At 39.1% G+C, this 24,249-nt stretch carries 23 protein-coding genes; 19 read left to right on the top strand and 4 right to left on the bottom strand.

The features are described from left to right. Nucleotides 1–193: 193 nt before the first annotated feature. From FC24_RS06220 to cas2, 11 genes are all read left to right on the top strand, one after another. Nucleotides 194–1,666, top strand: coding sequence for a UbiD family decarboxylase (locus FC24_RS06220; protein WP_057874027.1), 1,473 nt, complete (start codon nucleotides 194–196; stop codon nucleotides 1,664–1,666). Between the two features lie 130 nt (nucleotides 1,667–1,796). Continuing rightward, complete coding sequence (locus FC24_RS06215) at nucleotides 1,797–3,173, top strand: SLC13 family permease (protein ID WP_057874026.1); 1,377 nt, start codon at nucleotides 1,797–1,799, stop codon at nucleotides 3,171–3,173. Between the two features lie 120 nt (nucleotides 3,174–3,293). After that, on the top strand, nucleotides 3,294–3,755 hold the full coding sequence (locus tag FC24_RS06210) for a CinA family protein (RefSeq protein ID WP_057874025.1): 462 nt from the start codon (nucleotides 3,294–3,296) through the stop codon (nucleotides 3,753–3,755). 204 nt (nucleotides 3,756–3,959) lie between these two features. Beyond that, the gene (locus FC24_RS06205; protein WP_057874024.1) at nucleotides 3,960–4,214 is read left to right on the top strand and encodes a hypothetical protein; all 255 of its coding nucleotides are present in this window, start codon (nucleotides 3,960–3,962) and stop codon (nucleotides 4,212–4,214) included. 190 nt (nucleotides 4,215–4,404) lie between these two features. After that, complete coding sequence (cas5c, locus tag FC24_RS06200) at nucleotides 4,405–5,130, top strand: type I-C CRISPR-associated protein Cas5c (RefSeq protein ID WP_057874023.1); 726 nt, start codon at nucleotides 4,405–4,407, stop codon at nucleotides 5,128–5,130. 2 nt (nucleotides 5,131–5,132) lie between these two features. Continuing rightward, complete coding sequence (cas8c, locus tag FC24_RS06195; protein WP_057874022.1) at nucleotides 5,133–6,989, top strand: type I-C CRISPR-associated protein Cas8c/Csd1; 1,857 nt, start codon at nucleotides 5,133–5,135, stop codon at nucleotides 6,987–6,989. 11 nt (nucleotides 6,990–7,000) lie between these two features. Then, nucleotides 7,001–7,897: a type I-C CRISPR-associated protein Cas7/Csd2 gene (gene cas7c / locus FC24_RS06190; protein WP_057874021.1), complete on the top strand. Its 897-nt coding sequence runs from the start codon at nucleotides 7,001–7,003 to the stop codon at nucleotides 7,895–7,897. Nucleotides 7,898–7,909: 12 nt separating this feature from the next. Continuing rightward, complete coding sequence (locus FC24_RS06185) at nucleotides 7,910–10,375, top strand: CRISPR-associated helicase/endonuclease Cas3 (RefSeq protein ID WP_057874020.1); 2,466 nt, start codon at nucleotides 7,910–7,912, stop codon at nucleotides 10,373–10,375. A 549-nt stretch (nucleotides 10,376–10,924) separates the two neighbouring features. Then, a complete protein-coding gene (gene cas4, locus FC24_RS06180; RefSeq protein ID WP_057874019.1) occupies nucleotides 10,925–11,581 on the top strand; it encodes a CRISPR-associated protein Cas4 in 657 nt (218 codons plus the stop codon). Then, nucleotides 11,578–12,609, top strand: coding sequence for a type I-C CRISPR-associated endonuclease Cas1c (gene cas1c / locus FC24_RS06175; RefSeq protein WP_057874018.1), 1,032 nt, complete (start codon nucleotides 11,578–11,580; stop codon nucleotides 12,607–12,609). The genes cas4 and cas1c overlap by 4 nt, the downstream gene beginning before the upstream one ends. 8 nt (nucleotides 12,610–12,617) lie before the next feature. Further along, nucleotides 12,618–12,908, top strand: a complete 291-nt coding sequence (gene cas2 / locus FC24_RS06170) for a CRISPR-associated endonuclease Cas2 (protein WP_057874017.1) — start codon at nucleotides 12,618–12,620, stop codon at nucleotides 12,906–12,908. Between the two features lie 104 nt (nucleotides 12,909–13,012). Here cas2 and FC24_RS06165 read toward each other — a convergent pair whose 3' ends face one another. The 3 genes from FC24_RS06165 to FC24_RS06155 all read right to left on the bottom strand — a co-directional run bounded on the left by FC24_RS06165 (nucleotide 13,013) and on the right by FC24_RS06155 (nucleotide 15,778). Continuing rightward, a complete protein-coding gene (locus FC24_RS06165) occupies nucleotides 13,013–13,918 on the bottom strand; it encodes a DUF5067 domain-containing protein (RefSeq protein WP_057874016.1) in 906 nt (301 codons plus the stop codon). Nucleotides 13,919–14,109: 191 nt separating this feature from the next. Continuing rightward, nucleotides 14,110–14,313 (bottom strand): hypothetical protein, encoded by a 204-nt coding sequence (locus FC24_RS06160; protein ID WP_057874015.1) that lies wholly within the window; start codon nucleotides 14,311–14,313, stop codon nucleotides 14,110–14,112. 85 nt (nucleotides 14,314–14,398) lie between these two features. Then, nucleotides 14,399–15,778 (bottom strand): class II fumarate hydratase, encoded by a 1,380-nt coding sequence (locus FC24_RS06155; protein ID WP_057874014.1) that lies wholly within the window; start codon nucleotides 15,776–15,778, stop codon nucleotides 14,399–14,401. Nucleotides 15,779–15,906: 128 nt separating this feature from the next. Between FC24_RS06155 and queG the strand changes: the two genes are divergently transcribed. The 3 genes from queG to FC24_RS06140 all read left to right on the top strand — a co-directional run bounded on the left by queG (nucleotide 15,907) and on the right by FC24_RS06140 (nucleotide 18,596). Further along, the gene (gene queG / locus FC24_RS06150; RefSeq protein ID WP_057874013.1) at nucleotides 15,907–17,079 is read left to right on the top strand and encodes a tRNA epoxyqueuosine(34) reductase QueG; all 1,173 of its coding nucleotides are present in this window, start codon (nucleotides 15,907–15,909) and stop codon (nucleotides 17,077–17,079) included. A gap of 61 nt (nucleotides 17,080–17,140) precedes the next feature. Beyond that, the gene (locus FC24_RS06145; RefSeq protein WP_057874012.1) at nucleotides 17,141–18,220 is read left to right on the top strand and encodes a glycerate kinase; all 1,080 of its coding nucleotides are present in this window, start codon (nucleotides 17,141–17,143) and stop codon (nucleotides 18,218–18,220) included. A 52-nt stretch (nucleotides 18,221–18,272) separates the two neighbouring features. Beyond that, entirely contained in the window at nucleotides 18,273–18,596 is a 324-nt protein-coding gene (locus FC24_RS06140) for a BMC domain-containing protein (protein ID WP_202813608.1), read from the top strand. Nucleotides 18,597–18,603: 7 nt separating this feature from the next. On the opposite strand, the gene FC24_RS06135 is transcribed toward FC24_RS06140, so the two are convergent. After that, entirely contained in the window at nucleotides 18,604–19,563 is a 960-nt protein-coding gene (locus tag FC24_RS06135) for a PocR ligand-binding domain-containing protein (RefSeq protein ID WP_057874010.1), read from the bottom strand. A 265-nt stretch (nucleotides 19,564–19,828) separates the two neighbouring features. On the opposite strand from FC24_RS06135, the gene FC24_RS06130 reads away from it, so the two are divergent. The 5 genes from FC24_RS06130 (at nucleotide 19,829) to FC24_RS06110 (ending at nucleotide 24,249) form a co-directional block, all read left to right on the top strand. Beyond that, the gene (locus FC24_RS06130) at nucleotides 19,829–20,143 is read left to right on the top strand and encodes a BMC domain-containing protein (protein ID WP_057874009.1); all 315 of its coding nucleotides are present in this window, start codon (nucleotides 19,829–19,831) and stop codon (nucleotides 20,141–20,143) included. Nucleotides 20,144–20,151: 8 nt separating this feature from the next. Beyond that, nucleotides 20,152–20,943: a propanediol utilization microcompartment protein PduB gene (gene pduB, locus FC24_RS06125; RefSeq protein ID WP_057874008.1), complete on the top strand. Its 792-nt coding sequence runs from the start codon at nucleotides 20,152–20,154 to the stop codon at nucleotides 20,941–20,943. Between the two features lie 45 nt (nucleotides 20,944–20,988). Further along, the gene (pduB, locus tag FC24_RS06120) at nucleotides 20,989–21,711 is read left to right on the top strand and encodes a propanediol utilization microcompartment protein PduB (RefSeq protein ID WP_057874007.1); all 723 of its coding nucleotides are present in this window, start codon (nucleotides 20,989–20,991) and stop codon (nucleotides 21,709–21,711) included. Between the two features lie 79 nt (nucleotides 21,712–21,790). Beyond that, nucleotides 21,791–23,467, top strand: a complete 1,677-nt coding sequence (locus tag FC24_RS06115; protein ID WP_057874006.1) for a propanediol/glycerol family dehydratase large subunit — start codon at nucleotides 21,791–21,793, stop codon at nucleotides 23,465–23,467. Between the two features lie 71 nt (nucleotides 23,468–23,538). Then, complete coding sequence (locus FC24_RS06110; RefSeq protein WP_057874005.1) at nucleotides 23,539–24,249, top strand: propanediol/glycerol family dehydratase medium subunit; 711 nt, start codon at nucleotides 23,539–23,541, stop codon at nucleotides 24,247–24,249.

The following is a 24,249-nucleotide window of genomic DNA, read 5'->3' as shown; positions in this document are numbered from 1 at the left end:
AACGGTTATTACTAAGCTTAATTTATGTTATTGAGGCAATTGATAATCTGATATTAAAAAAGTATGTCATTGTATAAAACACAATTTACTTCATTCCATTTAGGCATAACAACGAGCTAAATGCGATTTGAAGCTTTGTTTATAGCTTTCTATACTGAAATCATAGTTAATCAGTTGGAAAGGAAATACGGTTATGACTGATAAATATGATTTAAGAAAAGTATTAGCAGAGCTAAAGCAACTCCCTGGCCAATATCATGAGACAGATGTTGAAATTGATCCGAATGCGGAACTATCTGGCGTTTATCGCTACATTGGTGCTGGTGGGACGGTTGAACGGCCAACGCAAGAAGGCCCGGCAATGATGTTTAATCACGTCAAAGGTTTCTCGCAAACTCGTGTGTTGATGGGTCTAATGGCTAGTCGCAAGCGAGTTGGCGCAATGTTTCACCATGATTATCAAACTTTAGGCAAGTTTTTAAACGATTCAGTTTCTAATCCAATTTGGCCCCAGACGGTTAGTGAGGCTGAAGCACCGGCCCATGAAGTTGTTCACCATGCGACAGACAGTGATTTTGATATTCGTAAATTAGTGGCGGCACCGACGAATACACCAGAAGATGCTGGCCCTTACGTTACAGTTGGCGTCGTTTTAGGTTCTAACATGGCAAAGACTAAAAGTGATGTGACCATTCACCGGATGGTTTTAGAAAGTAAGGATAAAATTGGCATTTACATTATGCCTGGTGGCCGGCATATCGGTGCATTTGCTGCTGAATATGAAAAGGCGAATAAACCAATGCCGATTACTGTCAGTATTGGTTTAGACCCAGCAATTACCATTGGCGCAACTTTTGAACCGCCAACAACACCAATTGGCTATAACGAATTGGGCGTGGCTGGTGCGATTCGACAACAACCTGTTGATTTAGTAAAAGGTGTAACAGTTGATGAAAAAGCAATTGCACGTTCTGAGTACACATTAGAAGGCTACATTATGCCAAACCAGCGAATTCAGGAAGATATTAATACGCATACAGGTAAAGCAATGCCAGAATTTCCTGGTTATGATGGTGATGCTAACCCAGCTTTACAAGTGATTAAAGTCACTGCTGTCACTCATCGCAAGGACAATCCAATTATGCAATCTGTCATTGGCCCTAGTGAAGAACACGTCAGCATGGCCGGTATTCCGACTGAAGCCAGCATTTTACAGTTAGTTAACCGGGCCATTCCAGGTAAGGTGTTGAATGTTTATAATCCCCCAGCTGGTGGCGGTAAATTAATGACCATTATGCAAATTCATAAAGAAAACGAAGCTGATGAAGGGATTCAAAGACAGGCCGCTTTACTAGCCTTTTCCGCATTTAAAGAGCTGAAAACAGTTATCTTAGTGGATGAAGATGTGGATATTTTCGACATGAATGACGTTATCTGGACAATGAATACACGCTTCCAAGCTGATCAAGACTTAATGGTCTTGCCTGGAATGCGAAATCATCCCTTAGACCCATCTGAACGGCCGCAATATGATCCTAAATCAATTCGTTTTCGTGGGATGTCATCTAAACTGGTCATTGATGGTACAGTGCCGTTTGATATGAAAGATCAATTTAAACGGGCACATTTTATGGCAGTTAAAGATTGGCAAAAGTATCTGAAATAAAGTTTTAGTGCCGGAAGTTCGTAGACCGTTTATACGGGCTTGCGGTTTTTTATTGCCTTATTTTAATAAAAAATTCAATTCAAACAGTGAAGATAAATTTAAAAAACAGTATGTTTGGAGGTAATTTAGTGTGAACAAAAAAGTCATTGGCTTTATCAGCGGGCTGATCGTTTTTGCGATTGTGGATTTACTGCCTTTAACTGGTTTATCGCATGCTGGGAAGCTTGATCTTGCTTTAACTTTGATGACGGTTGTCTGGTGGGCCTTTCAGATCGCACAACCCGCTTATGTTGGTGGTGTTTATCTCATGTTGCTCATCGTACTAAATGTTGCAACACCAGTGCAGGTATTTTCATCATCTTGGACAGGCTCAATTATGTGGTTAGTCATCGGGGCTTATTTGATTGCGGGTGCGGTTCGTGATTCTGGTTTTGGCGAGCGGATTGCGTATGCCTTCATTATAAAATTTGTCCGTTCGTGGAATGGGATCATTATTTCGATTTTTATTTTGACGTTAATTTTGGCTTTGTTGATTCCTCATCCATGGCCGCGAGCTTTTCTGATTATGTCAGTAATGGGAGTTGTTGCTAAAAGTGCACACATGCCACAAGTTGACCGGTCTAAAATTGGTTTAGCCGTTTTTGCGGCTGCATGTCCTTTATCCGGCGTCTTTTTAACTGGTGACTCCACTTTGAATCCATTGGCAGTTGCTGATTCAGGAGTGAAGACAACCTTTATTCAGTATTTCATCTATATGGGTGTGCCGATGATCATTGCTGCAATTATCACCATGTTGTTATTTATGCTATTATTTAAACCGACAAAGCCGGTTTCAATTGATTTTGCTGTATTAAAAGAAAAGCAACAGGCTTTAGGCAAACTATCAGAAAAGGAAATCCGAACCATCATTTGGTTGGTCATTGCCATTATTTTGTGGCTAACTAGCGGGCTAACAGGAATTGATGTTGGCTGGATCACATTGTTAGTCGCCTTATTAATGAGTTTACCAGTTATTGGCGAGGTGTTAACTGCTAAATCATGGCGTGGCGTTCCAGTTAATGTCTTAGTATTTTTGACATCTGCAATTGCTATTGGTGATGTTGGTGCTAGTACTGGAATGAACCGTTGGATTGCTAAGGTGATTTTACCTGCATCAATGCCACACAATATTTATTTATTAGCTTTACTAATTACTGTATTTGCAATTTTTATTCATATGTTTATGGGCTCTGTTATTGCAGTAATGGGAGTAACGATTCCTGCATTGGTTGCAGCAACAGCACAATTAGGTGTTAGTCCATTAGCTGTGTCGCTAATTATTTTTTCAGTTGTAAACCTTCATTATATTTTACCGTTTCACAACTTGGCAATTTTAGTTGGTAATGAGCCAGATACTGGTGGTTATAGTCAAAAAGAAGTCATGCGCTTAGGGATTCCGTTAACTGGTGTGATGTTTATTGTTGCGTTGGTAATGACCGCTTGGTTCCATTTACTAGGCTTAATGTAATGAAATAAGCAGCGTGAATCAGCAATTAACTGATTGACACTGCTTTTTTAGTTGTTTGCATATTAGTTTGCTCGGATGACTAAGTTTGCTATGCTGGTGAAAAATATGGGAGTGGATAAAATGGATTTTAGCCAGTTAGCCCAGCTTTTAGCGAAGCGACAGCTCACTTTAACCAGTGCAGAAAGTTTAACCAGTGGTACTTTTCAAAGCCAGTTGGCAGCGACACCACAGGCAAGTGCAGTTTATCCCGGCGGTTTTATCACTTATGCAACCACAGCGAAAACTAAAATTTTAGGCGTACCGGAGCACTTAATTGCGCAACATGGCGTCGTTAGTCCGCAGGTTGCGCTTAAGATGGCTGTACGTGCTCGTAAAATTGTAGCAACTGATTTTGCACTAGCTTTCACTGGTGCAGCGGGTCCAAACGATTTAGATGGTACACCAGTGGGTACCGTTTGTATTGGTTTAGCTGGACAGGCGATTGATACGGCAAAGACTTATCATTTTTCTGGAGAACCGCAGGAAATTATGGCACAAAGTTGCCAAGCAGGATTAGAATTATTAGCGAGTTATTTACGCTAAAGTAAGATGACCGTTTGATTACTAAATAAGTGTGGTATCATATTTTTATCATGGCGGTTGCCATGCGAATTGAAAGGTTTCTTTATAGTTATCTGTTTGAAAGGGGAGTTTTTCTCCCTTTTTAAACAGATAAAAATACTTCTTTCGTTTCTTTATATTTATGATATAATGAATACAGATGATTAATGAAAGGAGGATAATATCGTGATTAATGACATTAATGTCGCCGCATTACACGAATCTTATAAACGATTAAGTGAATTAGTAGGGGTTGCAGGAATGCAAAAAGTTTATGCAGAATATCGCGGCACACAAGTGCAGTATCCAATGCGGCTCTATGATCACAATGCAGTGAGTCAGTTAATTCGTAAAAATTATGATGGGACAAACTTAAAAGAATTATCACAATATTATGGTTATTCACAGCGTTGGATGAAAGAGCAGCTTAAAAAAATGTAATGTTGCCTCCATTAATTCACGCTTTACCACATGGTTAATTTAGTTTACTTTATAAGTATAGTATACTAAATGTTGTAAGCAAATTGAAAACGCTATTAAAAAATAGCGCTTTTTGCAGTTACTGGCTATTTTACAAATTACTATTAACAAAAATAGGTGCTTATTATAATTAATTAGAGGTGGTGATTAAATGGCAGAACATTATTTTGAATATGAAGTTTGGGGCGTAAATGCCTTATTTACCGATCCTTTAAGTCGCGGGGGCGAAAAACTCAGCTTTCCGATTCCAACTTTTCAATCCCTCATTGGGATAACAGAAAGTATTTATTGGAAGCCCACATTTACTTATGTAATTGATGATTTACGTGTGCTGAATCCGATTCAGGTGGAATCTAAAGCAGTCCGGCCGTTTGATAAGCGTTTGGCGATTAACCACAATACGCTCGCTTATTATACTTATTTGAAGGATGTTCGTTATCAAGTGCGTTGTCATATTGAATGGAACCAGCAGCGGGAAGATTTAGCTGCTGACCGCAACATTCATAAGCATGCTGCAATATTTAAACGTGCATTAAAAGCAGGCGGCCGGCGCGATATTTTTTTGGGTACGCGAGAATGTCAAGGTTACGTTAAACCGCAACCGTTTGGTACTGGTGAAGGTTATTACGATGAAGTCGCTTCACAGTATTTTGGCCTAATGGTCCATGGTTATAATTATCCTAGCGATACTGGCGATCCGATGTTGTCTGTTAGAATGACGGCGCCAACCATGGAAGATGGTGTAATTCATTTCGAACGCCCAGAACAGTGCAAAATTGTTCAGCCAATTCGTAAAATCAAAGCCGTTGGCGGCCATGATAAGAATTTATTTGAATCGGTTGATGAGTTGTATGATCAGTTGGAAAGAGGTGAATAAGGGTGACGATTTTTCAAGATTTGATTAAAGTTTACGATGATAATCAAGCTTGCATCGGTAAATTTGAACAAGATCGTTTTGGTAATGATTATACACTATTACCTGCCTCACATGTCTCTGTTAGCATTCAAATTCAGGTGACCATTGACAACAAGGGCAATTTTTCCAGTGCTGAATTTTTAAGCAAGCGCGGTGAAAATACGGTGATTCCAGCAACCATTCAATCGGCTAATCGTTCAAGTAAGCCAACACCACATCCATTGCAAGATAAAATTAAATACGTGGCAGGAGACTATGCAAACTATGTTGTAGATGATAAGAAAAAGAATAAATATCATCCGCCGTACATTGAACTTTTAAAGCAGTGGGTAACTTCTAGTTATGCCACACCGCGATTGAAAACTATTTATCACTACCAGCAGCAGGGACGCTTGATTCAAGATTTAGTTAATGCTTCAGTGATTAAATTAGATGATCAAGGACAAATTAACAAAAAAACGGGTAACCTTTATGTACGTTTTACGGTTAGCGATGATAATCCAGTCAGTGTTTGGCAGGACAAACAGATGTATGCTTCGTGGACTGATTATTATAATCACTATTTGAGTAAAACTCAGCCAGTTAATATCGATTATTTAACCGGTAAATCTGTTCCCACCACAAAATTAAGTAAAAAAAACATTAATCCAGCAACCAGTGGGGCCAAGTTGATTTCTGCTAATGATAAAAGTAACTTTACCTATCGAGGTATGTTTTTAGGTGATGATTTTTATAGTGTTGGCTACTTAGAGTCGCAAAAAATGGCTCATGCTTTAAAATGGTTAATTCAACGGCAAGGCTTAAAAAGTGATAGTCGAGTTTACTTGTTTTGGAGCGATGGTGCTAGCAATGATTTAATCAGTCAATTAGCGCGTGAAGCGGTCTCTGGACAGCAGCGCGAACAGGTAAAGGCATTGAAAGCTGAAAGTGCTGGTGACACTGGGCAAGACATTGCGGCTTCTTACAATCAGCGTCTATTGGGCTTAAATGAAAATATTGAATATGGCCAATTGGTCCACATTATTTTTTTAGATGCGGCAACCACTGGTCGGATGGCAACTGTTTATTATAATGTGATGGCGACAGAGCAGTTTCGGAAAAATATCGAAACTTGGGTTAAGAATTGCGGCTTTTTAGTGAATACACAAAAAGGACAGCAGATTCATACGCCTACAGTTAATCAATTGATTAGAAGTGCCTATTTAGTAGGGTCTGGCGGCAAACGGTTTGAGGCAATGAAGAAGCGTTCTTTGAGTCGGATGATGATTGCAATTATTAATGCTGCAAAATTACCCAATGATTTGTTAAAAGCACTTTACCACCGGTTATTAAAGCCACAAGGTTATTCAGAATTAGGTTTTTGGCGGCAAGATTTACTTAATTTTGTCGCAGCAGAAAATTACCAACATAGGGGAGGTAGAACAAATATGGCATTGAATTTAGAAAATCATGATCGTTCTTATTTATTTGGCCGTTTACTGGCACTTGCAGACGATGCTGAAAACTTTGCGTTGTATCAACGTCGCCTAGCTAACGATGCTGTCAGTGGTCGCTTAACTACTGCACAGCGGTTTATGACAAACTTTTCAGAACAACCAGCAACCACCTGGCAACGGATTTATTTAAGTGTTATGCGGTCATACATGAATAAATTAAAACCTGGTAGTCGTCATTATTATCAAGAAAGAATTATGACTATTTTGGATCAACTAGGAGACGAAGAAATGACTGATGAGCCGTTAGCACCAGGATTCTTAACCGGGTTTGCGGCGCAGCACATTGATAATCATCAACCAAGAGAAAACGATGAAAATAATTAGGAGGAAATAACATGGATGAAAAAGTTCTAGATCATAAAATTGATTTTTCAGTAGTAGTTGGTGTTAAAAATGCCAATCCTAATGGTGATCCGTTAGATGGTAACCGGCCGCGAGTCAATGCGGATGGGTATGGTGAAATTACGGACGTTGCGCTTAAGCGTAAAATTCGCAACCGTTGGCAAGATATGGGCAAGTCAGTTTTAGTTTTAATGCAAGAGCGAGTCACAGATGGCTTAATGAATATTCGTGATCGCGTTAAGCAAAGTGATGCGGTTAATGAAGCTATTGCATTGCAAAAAGATAAAACGGCAAACTGGCGTGACGCATTTTATAATGCTGCATGCCAAAGCTGGTTAGATGTCCGTGCTTTTGGCCAAGTTATGCCGTTTAGTTCGTCTAAATTAAAAGATGGCTTAGATGGGGTATCTATTGGTATTCGTGGTCCGGTTTCCATTCAATCTGCTTATAGTGTTAAACCAGTCACCATTAAAGAAGAACAGATTACGAAATCAATTAATCTAGAAAAAAAAGACGGCAAGGCCAGTGACACTATGGGAACTAAGGCTGCAGTACCATTTATGGCTTATAAATTTAATGGCAGTATCAATGTTGAACAAGCTCAAAAAACTGGGTTTACAGTAGCTGACGCAGCTGCATTAAAAGAAGCACTACGGACTTTATTTGTTAACGATAGTTCTTCAGCACGCCCAGAAGGTTCTATGGCAGTTTTGAAATTAGTTTGGTGGGAGCACGAATCGAAAATGGGAAAATTGGCGCCTTATTTAGTTCATGATCTGACTACGGTCGACATGCCCGCTGATGCCACTAAATTTGATCAAATAAAAGTTAACGTTAAACAACCTGAAGATACAACTGGCATTCATTGTGATGTTATCACGGGTTATTAATTGAGGCGTAAAATGACTTATTTAGCACATATTAGTCAAGATGATGGCCGGGAACAATCACTTAACAGTCATTTATTAAACGTTCGCCAACTGTGTGAAAAATGGGGTGCTGATTGCCAGCTAACTCACGTTTGTGGGTTAGCCGGCTGGCTTCACGACGTTGGCAAATATAACCAGGATTTTCAGCGTTATATCAAAGGCATTTCAAATGCCAAACGTGGCTCAATCGATCATTCGACTGCTGGGGCAATTTATTTAGCTGAATATGACGGGCAAGTCGACCATGATGCAGCGCAACTGTTAACTGAGCTAGTGGGCAATGCCATCATGGCGCACCATAATCCAAAAGGCATTCTGGATTTTGTCGGTCCTAATGGGGCAGCACCTTTTAGCAAACGTTTAGCAAAGCTGCAGGATGATCCTAGGTATAAACAACAGTATGAGCAGGATTGGACGCCTTTTTTTGCAGATTTTAAGCAAAGTGACTTTACGACTTATTATCAGCAAGCAATTTCCGAAATCCAGTCGTTAACAACTGCTAAACTAATTAAGGACCAAACATTTTACTTACGTTTTGTTTTAAGTGTGCTGATTGACGCGGATCATACAGATACCGCTGATTTTGAAGAAGGCTATGCGGGCGATCATCAAGAAGATACCGCTGCAATTTTAGCGAATTATGATGCGGTTGATGAGGCAGCTGTTAAACAGCAAATTGTCGAAAATCAACAGCAGCGCAATCCAAAGACTAAACGACTCAACCAACTACGGCAAGAAATGTCAGATGCTTGTTATCGTGCTGCAAACGACACAGCAGGAATTTATTCACTGTCTGTTCCAACAGGTGGTGGGAAAACGTTGTCTAGCCTGAGATTTGCTTTGCGTAAAGCCAAAACGCAAAATGTCCAACGAATCGTCTATGTGGTTCCCTACACTACAATTATCGAACAAAATGCGGATGTCATTCGTAAACGCTTGAACGGCAACAAAGAAGATAGCCACAATATCTTAGAATACCATTCCAATATTAGTAACGAACCTAATGATAAAAGTGATTTTTATGACCCCAATTATTATTATGCGCGTGATAGCTGGAATGCACCGATTATTTTAACCTCACAAGTTGCCTATCTAAATGCACTTTTTGGTAGTGGGAGCAAAAATATTCGGCACATGCATCGTTTAGTCCATTCGGTGATTATTTTTGATGAAGTTCAAACATTGCCAGTAAAGTGCATTCAATTGAATAATGATGCATTAAAATGGTTTACCCAACAAGGAACCACTAGTTTGTTGTGTACTGCAACGCAGCCAGCGTTAGACCAAGTTCAAAATGGCTTAACGGTGAAGAAAGAAATCGTACCAGATCTTGAGCAGGCTCAAGAAGCCTTTAAACGAGTTGAAATTACACCAGTATTAAATCAAGATGAGCAATTAAAAGTATTTACAATCCCAGATTTAATTGCATTTATTGAAACCAAACTCGCTGATAACAATAGCCTTTTAGTAATTTTAAACACTAAAGCAGCAGTCTTAGCTGCTTATCAAGCATTACCTGAACAGGAGAATTTGTTGAAGTACCACCTTTCAACAGCGATGTGTCCCAAAAACCGCCAGGACAAATTTTTTAGCATCAAAACTCAATTAGAAAATAACAATCAGAAAATTGTAGTTTTTGCAACTAATTTAATCGAAGCTGGTGTTGATTTGAGCTTTTCCTGTGTGATCCGTTCCTGTGCAGGAATCGATAGTGTTATCCAGGCAGCCGGGCGTTGCAATCGGAATAATGAAAAGACAATGGGGCATACTTATCTCATTCAAATGGATCGCGATGTTGAAAGAATTGGTGGACCATTAAAATTTATTCAGCAAGCTGCCCACATTACCAAAGTTTTAGTGCACGAAAATTTACACCATAGCTTATTGTCAAATCAAGTGATTAAACAATATTTCACGCGCTTATATATGGCTAGAAATACTCAGCTTCCTTATCCGATAACAACGTTAAATGATAATGAATCTTTGTTACTTTATCCTTTAATTGCATTCACTAAAGAAAATGGTGAAGAATATCAGCCCAGCTCAAAGTGGCTAACGGGTTATATTCAAAAATGGCGCAAATTTTTCCCAAATCGATTAACAACAGCACCGAATACAGTGGCGAAATATTTTCAAGTGATTGATTCAGAAACCACGGATGTCATTGTACAATATGATAAAGATAGTGAAAAACTTGTTAGTGAATTATTGTCAGAAAAAAGCAAATTTTCAGATATTTCACAACTTTTAAAACAAGCACAGCAATATTGCGTTTCTGTTTACGGCGATCTTAAAAATGCCAATAGTCAATTAGGACAATTGTATGCTTCAGGGAGTATTAAATATTATCCAGAGCAGGATATTTATGTTGCTGAAGCAGGCGCTTATAGTGAGGATTATGGTTTGGGAAAGGGGAAATTAGATTTATTAGCGTATTAAATTAGGACATTAGTGCGAACCGGAAGTGCACATGAATTTTCCGGTCGTTTCGCACCAGTTTTACGTCTGAAAATATTATTTTTGATTTTATTTATAATGGTAAGATAAATAAATTAAGTACTACCGTCAAAATATAGTATGCTCAAGGCATCACTGTACTATATTTTGCGGTCGCACTCTGTATGGAGTGCGTGAATTGAAATAGAAAGCTTAATTAGTGATCTAGTCAGTATTATTTTGTCGCACTCTGTATGGAGTGCGTGAATTGAAATTCATAGGTCTTTTCCTGTTTTTGAGCATAATCATCGTCGCACTCTGTATGGAGTGCGTGAATTGAAATGCCGTACCGCAAGTAACGTTTTATCAGTGTCACCCGTCGCACTCTGTATGGAGTTGCGTGAATTAAAATTGGCATACTGATACTAGGAACATGTTGAAGTGCTAAATATTGCAATTTAACATGTTTTTTGCATTGAAGCGTTTACATAAGTGATTAGTGCTGCTAAGATAAAAATGAATATACTAAATAAAAGAAATGAAAAGTAAATTATGGCGTATTCTGAAGCAGATTTTTTACTGATATCAGGAATACAGCATTTTCGCTTTTGTCAACGACAATGGTCATTAATACATGTTGAACAGGCCTGGCAAGATAACCTGTTAACATTTGATGGCCAACTTTTACATACTAAAGCAGATCAACCAGAGATTCGTGAAAAAAGAAAAGACAAATTATTGGTACGAGCCTTACCAATACATTCGCGAGAATTAGGTTTGACAGGCATTTGTGATGTTGTGGAATTTATTGAAACACCTTCTGGTATTAAATTATTTGGTAGTTCAAAATATTATCAACCACGCCCAATTGAATACAAACACGGTCATAAAAAATATGATTTATCGGATTCATTGCAACTTTTAGCTGAAGCGGTCTGTTTGGAAGAAATGCTTGGTTGCCACATTGAAAGTGGTGCTATTTTTTATCAGCAAACTCGCCATCGAGAGATAGTTTCTTTTACTGCTGATTTACGTCATCAGTTGAAAAAAACAGTCATGAAGATGCATCAGTATTGGACGAAGCGTTTTACACCTAAAGTGAAGACTGGGGCGTGGTGTCGCAGCTGCTCGTTAAAAGATTTTTGTTTGCCGGAATTATTATCTAAACAATCCGTTAAGCAATATTTACAACGGAGGCTCGATGAATGAAAAAATTATTAAATACGCTATTTGTTACTACACCGGATGCTTATCTTTTTTTAGATGGTGGTAATGTAGGCATTCGTGTTGATCAACAGGTATTAGGCAAAGTGCCGTTGTTGAACTTAGAAGCAATTGTAACCTTTGGGCGCTCCGGAGCAAGCCCTGCTTTAATGCATGAATGCTTGCAAGATGAAATTGCACTTTCATTTTTAGCACCTACTGGACGTTTATTAGGACGTGTTATTGGGCCTACTAATGGGAATGTGACATTACGTAAGACACAATATCGGATTTCGGAGAGCATTTTACAGAGTGCCTTAATTGCACGTAATTTTATTATTGGCAAAATTTATAATCAGCGTTGGTTATTGGAGCGAGCAACTCGAGATCATCAACTTGTTATTGACGTTGAAAAATTTAAAGCAGTGTCGTCACAGTTTAAATTAGTATTAAAACAACTTATGACTTGTGACGATTTAGAAACTTTGCGTGGCATTGAGGGGAATGCGGCCAGCCAATATTATAGCTTGTTTGACCAGTTGATTTTACAACAAAAATCTGCGTTTAAATTTCATGGTAGAAATCGCCGTCCTCCTTTAGATAATACCAACGCTTTACTTTCATTTGCCTATACTTTACTAGGACACGATGTTGCCGCTGTGTTAGAGACAGTTGGCTTAGATGCTTATGTTGGATTTATGCATCGCGATCGCCCTGGGCGTCTTTCTTTGGCATTAGATTTAATGGAGGAATTACGTGGTATTTATGCTGATCGTTTTGTTTTGCGGCTAATTAATAAAAAAATTGTGACAGCAAAGGATTTTGAAAAGAAAGAAAATGGTGCTGTTTTAATGAATGAACAAGCACGTAAAAACTTTTTAAACGAGTGGCAGCAACGTAAGCAAGAAGAAATTGTCCATCCGTTTTTAGGTGAAAAGATTGCTTGGGGGTTAGTTCCTTATTGTCAGGCATTGTTGTTAGCTCGTTATTTACGTGGTGATTTGGATGACTATCCGCCGTTTTTCTGGAAGTAGGTGAGTAAATGCTAATTGTTGCAGCGTATGATATTGCCATTACATCACCGGGAGGGACTAAAAGATTAGCAAAAGTAGCTAAGTTATGTTCGCGTTATGGTCAGCGAGTACAAAATTCGGTTTTCGAGTGTGTGGTGGATGATTTGAATTTTAAAAAAATGCAACATGAACTAACTCTATTAATAAATCCAAAAGTTGATAGTTTACGTTTTTATAATTTAGGTAATCATTATCAGCGTAAGGTGATACATATTGGTACAAAAGTAACAAAAGATTTAACAGCGCCGTTAATTTTTTAACCATAATAAAAAGCGATTTTTATAAATTTAGAACATACTAGCAAACACGGGGTTAATTCAAATTAGTGAATTAATCCCGTGTTTGTGGCTTTCATATTAAATTATTATGATGTGGTTAGTTTAATGCTAATAGTTCCAATTGGTTGCTGGTTTTTAGGAGTAATCCCATTGTAGTCAACGGTCGTGGTCTTATCTTTTAATGTTAAGCCAATAATAGCAGTGGCAGTTTCACCTGGTGCAACAGCTTGTTGGGCCTGTTGCTGGGCTGTCGTATAATCTGGGTTACTTTGCTGATAGCTTGTTGCTGGTTCACCTTCTTGAAGGGTAGTGGTGTCTTGTTTGAATTCACCATAATCATTCAAGATAGTTGCTGGCGTTAAAGGTGTGTCACTTTTGTTATGGAAAGTATAGGTTAACAAGATGACACGCTGATTATCGTCAGTTCCAACAATCTGTACTTTATTAAATTTAATTTGAAATTTTTTTGTATTTAAAACATTGCCAGATGCATAAGTATTATTTTCTGCTTGATACTTTAAAACTTTTTCCAGTGAATCAGGTCGGTGGTTGTTAAAATATTTTTTGGCTAACTTTGCGGCTTGTCTATCTAGACTAATAAATTGTCGACTGTAAGCATTGTTGTCAGAATCTTTAATTGCTGTTAATAAGTTAGCTGCAGTTTTGCGATAAACTAACAGTGCTTGGGTTAATTGTTGGTGTGTTTTATTTTGTTTGAGTTCTGATTTTGCTTGATCAATCTTTTGGGTCGCACTATCTAAATCATCCTTTAGCTGTTTATCATCATTTTGTTGATGTTGGTTCACTAAAGAAACAGGCTTCATGACGGCATCGGTAATGGCAACGTATTGATGTTGCAGATCATAAGTTGACATGGTGTGGTTGATACTTGAAGTTTGGGCAGCTTGGTTATTAGTAGGGTTGTGCGATTGACAAGCTGTTAAACCTAATGTTGCGCCAATTAAAAAGATGATAAGCGTGAATTTACGCATGTCAGTTCCTCCCAAAATAAACTTAAGTCTAGTTTAGCATGAAAATAAACTGCTGAAAATGTTAGTTTAGCAGGAATTGATTATTTTTAATTACGCTTGAATGGTTAAATTGTCAGAATAAAGGTGATGTTTGATTGTAATAAATAAAAAATGTGCGCCGGCTATCAAAATTGCCAGCACACATTTTGTGTCTAAACGAATGTATGATTAAATTGTTGAAATTTTAATTTTAAATGCTGGTGACCTTTATTAGTGAGTCGATCGTTTTGAATTAACCCAAGGTTTTGTGCACTGCGGTGTAAGCAGGCGCGGAAAGTGTTGTGCTTGAGTACGATTGGATTAAAAGTACGATCTTGAATGGCTTGCAAATGTTTTTGGAGATCAGTTTGTTTCATAGGCGCCCTTCCTTTCATGAGCAAATGACAATTGAAATGGTTCATTTAGTATACGGGGGGAGATTGAATTACGTCAATTAAAATACTAATTTCTTTTTTCTGGATGCGTCATGACCTTAGGATCAACCCAGCGATCAAATTCTGCTGCCGTAATGACACCTGATTTCAAAGCTGCTTCACGCAATGTGGTGTGGTCTCGCTCAGCTGCTTGTGCAATCTGAGCACTTTTTTCATAACCGATATGGGGTGTCAGTGCCGTGACTAGCATTAATGAATGATTGAGAAGTGTTTGGATCCGAGCCTGATTGACTTGCAATCCTTGTACTAATTTCTGATTAAAAGATGTGATGCTTTGCGTCAATAATTGTGTTGTTTCTAAAAAAGCGGCAATGATGATTGGCTTGTAAACGTTCATTTCAAAATTGCCTTGACTAGCTGCAAAATTAATGGTGACGTCATTACCCATCACTCGCGCAATTACCATGGTCAATGCTTCAACTTGAGTTGGATTGACTTTGCCAGGCATAATTGATGAACCAGGTTCGTTTGCAGGAATGGTGAGTTCCGCATAACCTGCTCTGGGACCACTAGCCAAGAAGCGAATATCATTCCCAATTTTTAATAAATCGCTGGCTAAGGTTTTCAAACTACCATGGATAAAATTAAGGCCGCTATGGTGTGCTAACCCCTGAAATTTATTGGGTGCTACTCGGAATGGTAATTGATAATCCTGAGCAAGCTGGGCGACAATTTGTTGATCAAAGCCAGTGATTGTATTCAAACCAGTTCCTACCGCAGTGCCACCTAATGGCAATTCTAGTAGGGTAGAAAGGTTTTGTTCTAGGAATTGAACGTCATGTTGCAAAGCACTGATCCAACCACTAATTTCTTGACCAACTGTCAATGGTGTGGCGTCTTGTAAATGGGTGCGGCCAATTTTTACGATTTGTTGGAAGGCTTGTTGTTTTTTGACTAAAGTGGTGATTAGTGCTTTAATCACAGGCAATAGTGATTGACAAGCCTGGTAGGCGCTGATCATCATTGCTGCTGGAAAAGTATCATTAGAACTTTGGCTGCAATTAACATCATCATTTGGCGATAAAGGTAAATGCGGGTTAAGTTTTGCTGCATAGTGGCAAATGACTTCATTAACATTCATGTTAGTTTGTGTGCCGCTACCGGTTTGATAAATCACCAAAGGAAAATCGGCTTGGTGATCATCAGCTAATAGTTGATCAATAGTTTGTACGATCAACGCTGCTTTATGCTGGCTTAAGTTGCCTAGTTCAGCATTAGTTCTAGCCGCAGCTTTTTTGATGTGCAGTAACGCTGTAACCACCGTGTAAGGCATGTGTGGCCCAATTTTAAAATTTTGTCGACTACGTTCGGTTTGTGCTCCCCAGGCAGCGTGTTGGGGAACTTTTACTGTTCCTAAAGCGTCATGTTCAAGCCGAAATTTAGACATTACAATTTCCTCCATGTATGAGTTGCAATCATTTTTTAATTAACGTGTTATGATAATTGTAACTTTTTTGTTGTGATTTCGGTACCTTAAAAATAGTCACAGTAAATGATGATAAATGAGGTTAGATTATGCAAATTGATGCATTGAAGCAGAAAATTATTGCAGCCAAAACTAGCTTGGGCATTGATAAAATTGGTTTTACAACAGCTGCGCCATTTCGTCATTTAGCCGCAGGCTTGAAGATGCAAAAAGCAAAGGAATATACTAGTGGTTTTGAACATCAAGTATTAGCGCAGCGTTTATACCCACAACGGATTTTTGACCACCCACAGTCAATTATTGCAATAGCATTGGCTTATCCCAGTAAATTACCATTTAAAGTCCCACATGACCGTCAACAACCACGGGGTCGTTTTGCGCGCGCATCATGGGGATTGGATTATCACCAAATTTTACGTGATAAAATGCAGCAATTAATCAATTTTATTAAAGCAAATATAGACGTAGAAGCGCATTTTAAAGCAATGGTAGATACTGGTGAATTAATTGATGTTGCCGTGGCACAACGTGCTGGATTAGGGTTTATTGGTCGCAACGGTTTATTAATTACACAGGAATTTGGTTCTTTTGTTTATCTAGGTGAAATTATCACTGACATCCCGTTTACACCAGATCAACCAATGGCTAACCAATGTGGAACTTGTACACGTTGTATTGATCGGTGTCCGTCACAAGCGTTATTAGGAAATGGTCACTTAAATGCACAGCGTTGTTTATCCTATCAAACCCAAACTAAAGGAATAATGGCAGCAGAATTTCGCCCCAAGATTCGAAATGTAATTTATGGTTGTGATGTTTGCCAATTGGTTTGTCCTTTTAATCGGGGGAAAGCCGTTGATGGGCATGTACAAATGCAACCACAACTTGACGAAGCAGCACCAAAGTTAAAACAACTATTAACCATTTCGAATCAAGAATTTAGAGAACAATTTGGCCAACTTGCTGGTGCTTGGCGCGGGAAAAAGCCGCTGCAACGTAATGCCATTATTGTGTTGGCTAATTTAGGTGATCGCAGTGCAATACCACTATTATTAAAATTAAGTGAACAAGATGTCCGGCCGATTATACGGGCAACCGCAATTTGGGCATTGGCTAAATTGGCTAAGGATAATAAAACAGCAATTGTGGCATTTTTAAAACAGTGTCAGCAGGTGGAAAATGATGCGCAAGTCCAGCAATCGTTACAGGCTGCTTTGAAACGAATAAGAGGAAAAGAACTAAATAGTCATAAAATCAGTTAAAAAAACGCTTTCCTAATTTGGTAAACTAACATTGATAGGTTTGAAATTAGGAGATTTGGAAATGACTGAAATTGACCATTATGCTTTAGTACCGGTTACAGCGGAGCGGGAAGGTAATGCAACACTAGCTAATTTAATTACGGCAGCATTAAAACGGGAGACCACTGATGCTGATTTACGCCAATTGCCTAACTTTGAGCATGATTACTTGGGTGCGTTAGCACATTATTTACATTTTCCAATTAAAACATTACCGGTTACCGGCCCATTACGAACACCGGTTAATGCGCGCTATGGTCAATTAGAAAAAGGAAAAATAATTATAGTTGATGTTCACAGCATTTTAGGTCCGCAGCTAATTCCTAAGATTGCGCGTAGTCCCTTAATTGCATCTAGCTCTGGATTGGGTGAATTAATGTGTAAAACTCGGAACAGTAAAACAACGGATTATATCTTCGTTAATTTGGTAAATGTAACTGCTGACCTCGGGGTGGGTGCCCTGCAGGCGTTAGGGGCACAACTGACTGATTCAGCTAAAAAACCAGTACACGGTGGTGGCAAATTAGCAAAAACAAACCACGTAAGTGATCATGATTTAGCTTCTTGGCAGTCATTAAATTTTCATCTGTACTTTGATTCATCTGATTTAGGTCCATTATTTGGACAATCTGGGGTTGTTTTTCGTTATCAAGATGATATCGGTGCCGGGCCAGAAATCAGTCATTTTTTAGAAGGACAGGTTAAACAATTTGACCACTTACTACAGCAATTGGGTTTTCCAAAGTGTTGTGATGATCATTTTGCTGCAGTCGGTACTGGCTTAGGCTATTGTTTTCGAACCTTCTTTAAGCAAGTTAATTTCACTGAACAAACCGCAGCTTTTTTACAACAAACTAAACAAACGAAAGCAATTCAAAAAATTCCTTATTATTTTGTACATGCAGCTAATCGGAATTACCGTCATTTTTTAAACCGGTTGCATAAACGTGTTATTGTATTAAGTGAAAGTGAACTAACTGAACTTAAAAATAATGAAGTTAATTTAGTCGGCTTTCCTTGCAGTACCAATGATTTAAATGAGTGGGCACATTTTCGCAAAATGATTGAGCGGACATTGCGTTTACTTTACTTTCGTGATTAAGAAAGGGAGATTAATTATGACCAATTACTTTGCTGATAAGCAGCCTGAACGGATGATTCAAGAATATGTTCCGGGAAAACAAGTTACTTTGGCGCACATTATTGCAAGTCCCAATCAAGACATTTATACCAAACTAGGTTTGGATAGTGGACACAATGCATTAGGCATTTTAACCATCACCCCTAGTGAAGCTTCAATTATTGCTAGTGACATTGCAACTAAATCCGGCGCTGTCAAGTTAGGATTTATTGATCGCTTTAGCGGCTCGGTTGTGATTTGTGGCGATGTCTCTGATGTTGAATCAGCGTTAAAACAAGTTATTAAAAAATTACAAAGTATTCTAGGCTTTTCAATTCCGCCAATCACACGCACTTAATTTGAGATTAAACTGATTGAGCTTGAACATGTTTCCGGTATTGACTAGGGGAAATTTGAGTTGTCTTCCTAAAAGTTTTACTAAAGTAGCTAGTTTGGGAAAATCCAAGGCTGCGTGCAATGCTATCAATTGACCAAGTAGAATCTTGTAATAAAATTTTTGCACGTTCAATTTTTTTGTTATTCACGTAAGTAATAAAATTAATGTGCATTTCTTTTTTAAAGCATTTGCTTAAATAATAACTAGATAAGTAAATATGTTTAGCAACTTCATCTAAAGTGATGGGCTCATTAAGGTGTTTATTAATGTAATTAAGGGCTTCTTTAATTTCTGGTTTTTGTGGCTTTATGACGGTGAAATTAATTTGATCACGTTGTTGCCTATCATCAGTAGGGGCGGCCACTTTGTTTTTAATTGATTTAGGTAAGGGCCCGGGTGCACCTACTTCAAATGTACCATTGACGATGTTGGAGAGGTAATTATTAATAATAATTTTTAATAATTCGGCACCAGATTTAATTTTACTGGGGTCTACTGTAGGCAAGTTAGCATAGGCTTCGCTTAGAATCGGATCTTTAGACCAATCTGTTTTTTGTTTTAAAATTGGTTGAAATTCTTTCTGATTAGATACTTTAGCTTGCCCACAAAGAATATAACCAACTACTTGTTCGTCTAATTTAATTGGATAAGAAAAATCAATTAAACCAGCATGACAAATGTATGGTAATGATTGGTTGTCACGAACAGCCTGACGTCCGCCAAACATGTCGCATTTTTGACAGCGGGCGCGGGTTTTTTCATTATTACGCATTAATTGGCAAAAAGGTGTGAAACCATAGCCGTAGGTGAGCTCATCACCTTGTGTATCGACTAAAATTGTGGGTAATCCGGTTGCTTCAGCAAATTCACGTAGAATTTTGTCTAAAATTTTCTGATTACTAATGAAATAACTTTCTGGTTCAAGCATCGTGAATTACCTCCAGCGCATTTTGTAATGTTTTTGCTTACATTTAACAAGATATTTATAAACTTGTAAACCAGTATAGATCGAATTTACCTGTTAGTAAACCCTTTACATTAGTCTTGAAACCAAAAAAATTAAAAACTGTAACTTAAAATAGTACAAATTAAAATTAGGCCGTTAGCAATAAATACGACAAAAATGTGATAATAATTTGTTTTATACTAAATAATGTAAACAGTTACATAATCCAATTTTAGGAGGAATTATGATGCAACAAGAAGCTTTAGGTTTAATTGAAACACGCGGATTAGTCGCGTCGATTGAAGCAGCAGATGCAATGGTTAAAGCAGCAAATGTTGAATTAACTGGACAAGAAAAAATTGGGCAAGGCCTTGTGACGGTTATGGTACGCGGCGACGTTGGCGCAGTAAAAGCAGCCGTAGATGCGGGTGTAACTGCTGGTGAAAATGTTGGCGAAGTTATTTCCAACTACGTTATTCCACGTCCTCATACCGATGTTGAAAAGATTTTACCGGCTGCAGGGGCAATTGGTAATGGCGACATCAATATTGAAAATGATTAGTGATAGCTATGAAAAACGAAAATGAAATTGTTGACCGTGTGATGTCACGGATCTTGGCCAACAAGCCAACTGAAGCTGAAAGCGGGTCCAATGCTTTGAAAGCAAAGGGCCAGGCGCTGACGGAATTTGTTGGGACAGCACCGATTGGCGACACGATCGGTTTAGTGATTGCTAATGTGGATGCTAATTTGGCAGAAAAAATGAATTTAGATAAAAAATACCGGTCCATTGGCGTTATCTCCGCACGTACTGGCGCAAGTCCACAAGTGATGGCAACAGATGTTGCAGTCAAAGCGACAAATACGGCTATTATCTCTGTAGAAATGCCACGTGATACTAAAACTGGTGCTGGCCACGGTTCTTTAATCACCATTGGTGGTGAAGATGTTTCCGATGTCCGCCGTGCAGTCGAGGTAGCTTTAGCGCAGACGCCAAAAATGTTTGGCGATATTTATACCAATGATGCCGGCGATATTGAAATGCAATATACCGCACGAGCGAGTTTTGCTTGTCAAAAAGCGTTTGGTGCACCGATTGGCCGTGCTTATGGGCTTGTTTGTGGTGCACCAGCTGGTATTGGCGTTATCATGGCGGATATTGCGGCTAAAGCAGCTAACGTTGATATTATTGCTTATGCTTCCCCAGGCAAGGGGACTAGTTTGACTAATGAAGCTATGATCCACATTAGTGGTGATTCAGGTGCAGTTCGTCAAGCAGTAGTGACTGCGCGTGATGTCGGGATCAAATTGTTGAGTACCTTAGGTAGTGAGCCTAAAAATGACTACCCATCCTACATTTAATTAGCTAAAAGTTAAGCGCTTAGATAAATAATTGGAGGTGACAATTTGGAAAAATCAGTGGACGCGATTGTTAAAAACAAAGTGTCTGAATATGTCGGTACTGGTGCGACCGGTGACACTATCGGCTTGGTCATCGCCAATGTCGACGAGCAGATTCTGTCCCAATTGCATTTAGATAAAAAATATCATTCGCTTGGTATTTTAGGTGCACGGACAGGTGCAGGACCACATATTTTAGCAGCTGATACTGCCGTTAAAGCGACCAATACAGAAGTAATCGATATTGAGATGCCGCGTGACACTAAAGGCGGGGGTGGTCACGGCTCTTTAATCATTTTTGGTGGCGATGATGTCTCTGATGTTCGCCAAGCAGTTCAAGTGGCTTTGGATACGACTAAGCAAACTTTCGGAGATGTTTATAATACGACGGCGGGTCATTTAGAATTACAGTACACTGCTAGAGCTAGTCAAGCTTGTCACAAAGCTTTTGGTGCACCGGAAGGTAAAGCCTATGGGTTGATTTCTGGTTCACCAGCAGCGATCGGCGTCATCATGGCGGATACGGCAGTTAAGGCAGCAAATGTTAATGTATTATCCGTTGCCTCGCCTAACCATGGGACTAGCTTCTCCAATGAAGTGATCACTCACATCTCAGGTGATTCAGGCGCAGTGCGGCAGTCTGTCATTGCAGCACGCGAAATTGGCAAAATTTTATTGAAAAATTTAAGTAACGAAGAACCGACTAATGAATTTCCGTCATACATTTAATTTCAAATATGAACGTGTGATTCAACATAATTTTATTGGTTAGTCAAATCCTTACTTTGATTAAAAGGAGGAACTATATTTGAAACGGCAACAACGATTTGCGGAATTGGAAAAACGGCCCGTTCATCTAGATGGCTTTGTTAAAGAATGGCCTGAAGAAGGTTTTATCGCAATGATGGGCCCTAATGATCCCAAACCGTCTATTAAAATTGAAAACGGTGTCGTCACCGAATTAGATGGTAAAAAACGTGATGATTTTGATTTGATCGATCTCTACATTGCTAAATATGGGATTGATTTAGAGCATGCTGAAGAAGTCGTTAAAATGGATTCCGTCAAAATTGCAAACATGCTTTGTGATCCAAATGTTGGCCGGCAAGAAATTGTTAAAATTACCTCGGCTTGTACACCAGCAAAATTGGAAGAAATTGTTAGCAAATTAAATTTTGCAGAAATGATCATGGCAGCACAAAAAATGCGGCCGCGGCGAACGCCAGCAACACAAGGACATGTCACTAACATTCGTGACAATCCAGTTCAAATTGCAGCTGATGCAGCTGATGCGGCTTTACGTGGTTTCCCAGAGCAAGAAACAACTACCGCGATTGCACGTTATGCACCTTTGAATGCGATTGCGATTACAACCGGTGCACAATCTGCACGGCCAGGTGTATTGACACAATGCTCTGTTGAAGAAGCAGCTGAATTGAGTTTGGGTATGCGTGGTTTCACTGCTTATGCTGAAACAATTTCAGTTTATGGGACTGATTCAGTCTTTACTGATGGTGACGATACACCATGGTCCAAAGGCTTTTTAGCTTCATGCTATGCTTCTCGGGGCTTAAAGATGCGGTTCACTTCGGGTTCAGGTTCCGAAGTTATGATGGGCCATGCCGAAGGAAAATCCATGCTTTACCTAGAATGCCGTTGCATTTTGTTAACCAAAGCTTCAGGTGTTCAAGGACTGCAAAATGGTGGTGTTAGTTGCATCGGAATTCCAGGCTCTGTTCCATCTGGTATTCGCTCGGTACTAGGCGAAAACTTAGTTTGCATGATGGTTGACCTTGAATGTGCTTCTGCAAATGACCAAGCTTTCAGTCACTCTGATATGCGGCGGACTGAACGGATGATTGGCCAGTTCATTGCCGGTACTGATTACATTTCTTCTGGTTATTCCACAACGCCAAACTACGATAATACTTTCGCTGGTTCCAACGCTGATGCACATGATTACGATGATTATTACGTTTGGGAACGTGATCTGGCGGTTAATGGTGGATTACACCCAGTTGAAGAAGAAGACATTATTAAAGCACGTAACTATGCGGCTAAAGCCATCCAAGCTGTGTTTGAAGATCTTGGATTACCTAAGATTACAGATGAAGAAGTTGAGGCAGCTACTTACGCGGATACATCAAAAGATATGCCAGACCGGGATATGGTCGCGGATATGAAAGGGGCACAGGACCTTTTGGACCGCGGTGTAACTGGTGTAGATGTTGTCAAAGCGCTTTATAATCACGGTTTCACTGACGTCGCTAAGTCTTACTTGAATTTATTACAACAACGCTTGGCTGGTGATTTCTTACAGACATCTGCGATCTTTGATGAAAACTGGAATGTTATTTCCGCAATTAATGATTCAAATGATTATAAAGGCCCAGGTACAGGTTACCGTCTTTGGGAAGATACCGATGAATGGGAACGGATTAAAGATCTACCGTTTGCTGTTGATGGTAAAAATGCCAAATTATAAACGGACTGTTTAAAAATTAATTGAGCCAATAAATCAAAGAATCGAACCTGATTAATGAAGGAGGAAATAACATGGCAGAAATTGATGAATCGCTATTGCGTGCCATCATTAAAGATGTTTTGCGCGAAGTCAATACAGATGAGACTAAGATCGATTTTAGCAATAAAGATGGCGGACAAACGGCAACAGCGACCCAAGTTGCCGCTAAACCAGAAAACACTGAGGCACCTAAACAATTATCTTGGTTTAAACACGTTGGTGTCGCTAAGCCAGGAACTTCTAAAGATGAAGTTGTCATTGGCGTAGAGCCTGGTTTTGCTGAACATTTAACCCATACACTCACTGGATTAGATCATAAAGAAGTTTTGCGGCAAGTTATTGCGGGTATTGAAGAAGAAGGTCTTCACGCCCGGGTAGTTAAAATTTACCGGACTTCAGATGTTTCTTTTGGCGGTGTGGAGGCAGATAAGTTATCTGGTTCTGGTATCGGCATTTCGATCCAGTCTAAAGGAACAGCAATTATTCACCAGGCGGACCAAGAACCGTTGTCTAATTTAGAATTGTTCCCACAAGCACCGGTGATTACGTTGGATACTTACCGGGCAATTGGGAAAAATGCAGCAAAATATGCAAAAGGTGAATCGCCAGTACCAGTACCGACAGTTAATGACCAAATGGCACGAGTACAGTACCAAGCATTGTCAGCTTTAATGCATATTCGTGAAACTAAATTTGTCGTTATCGGCAAGCCGGCTGATGAAATTGAAGTTTCTTTTGACTAG

It is taken from the genome of Loigolactobacillus rennini DSM 20253 (assembly GCF_001436505.1).
GTDB lineage: Bacteria > Bacillota > Bacilli > Lactobacillales > Lactobacillaceae > Loigolactobacillus > Loigolactobacillus rennini.
Note: the sequence above shows the minus strand (reverse complement) of the source record. Positions and strands in the feature narration are given on the sequence as shown.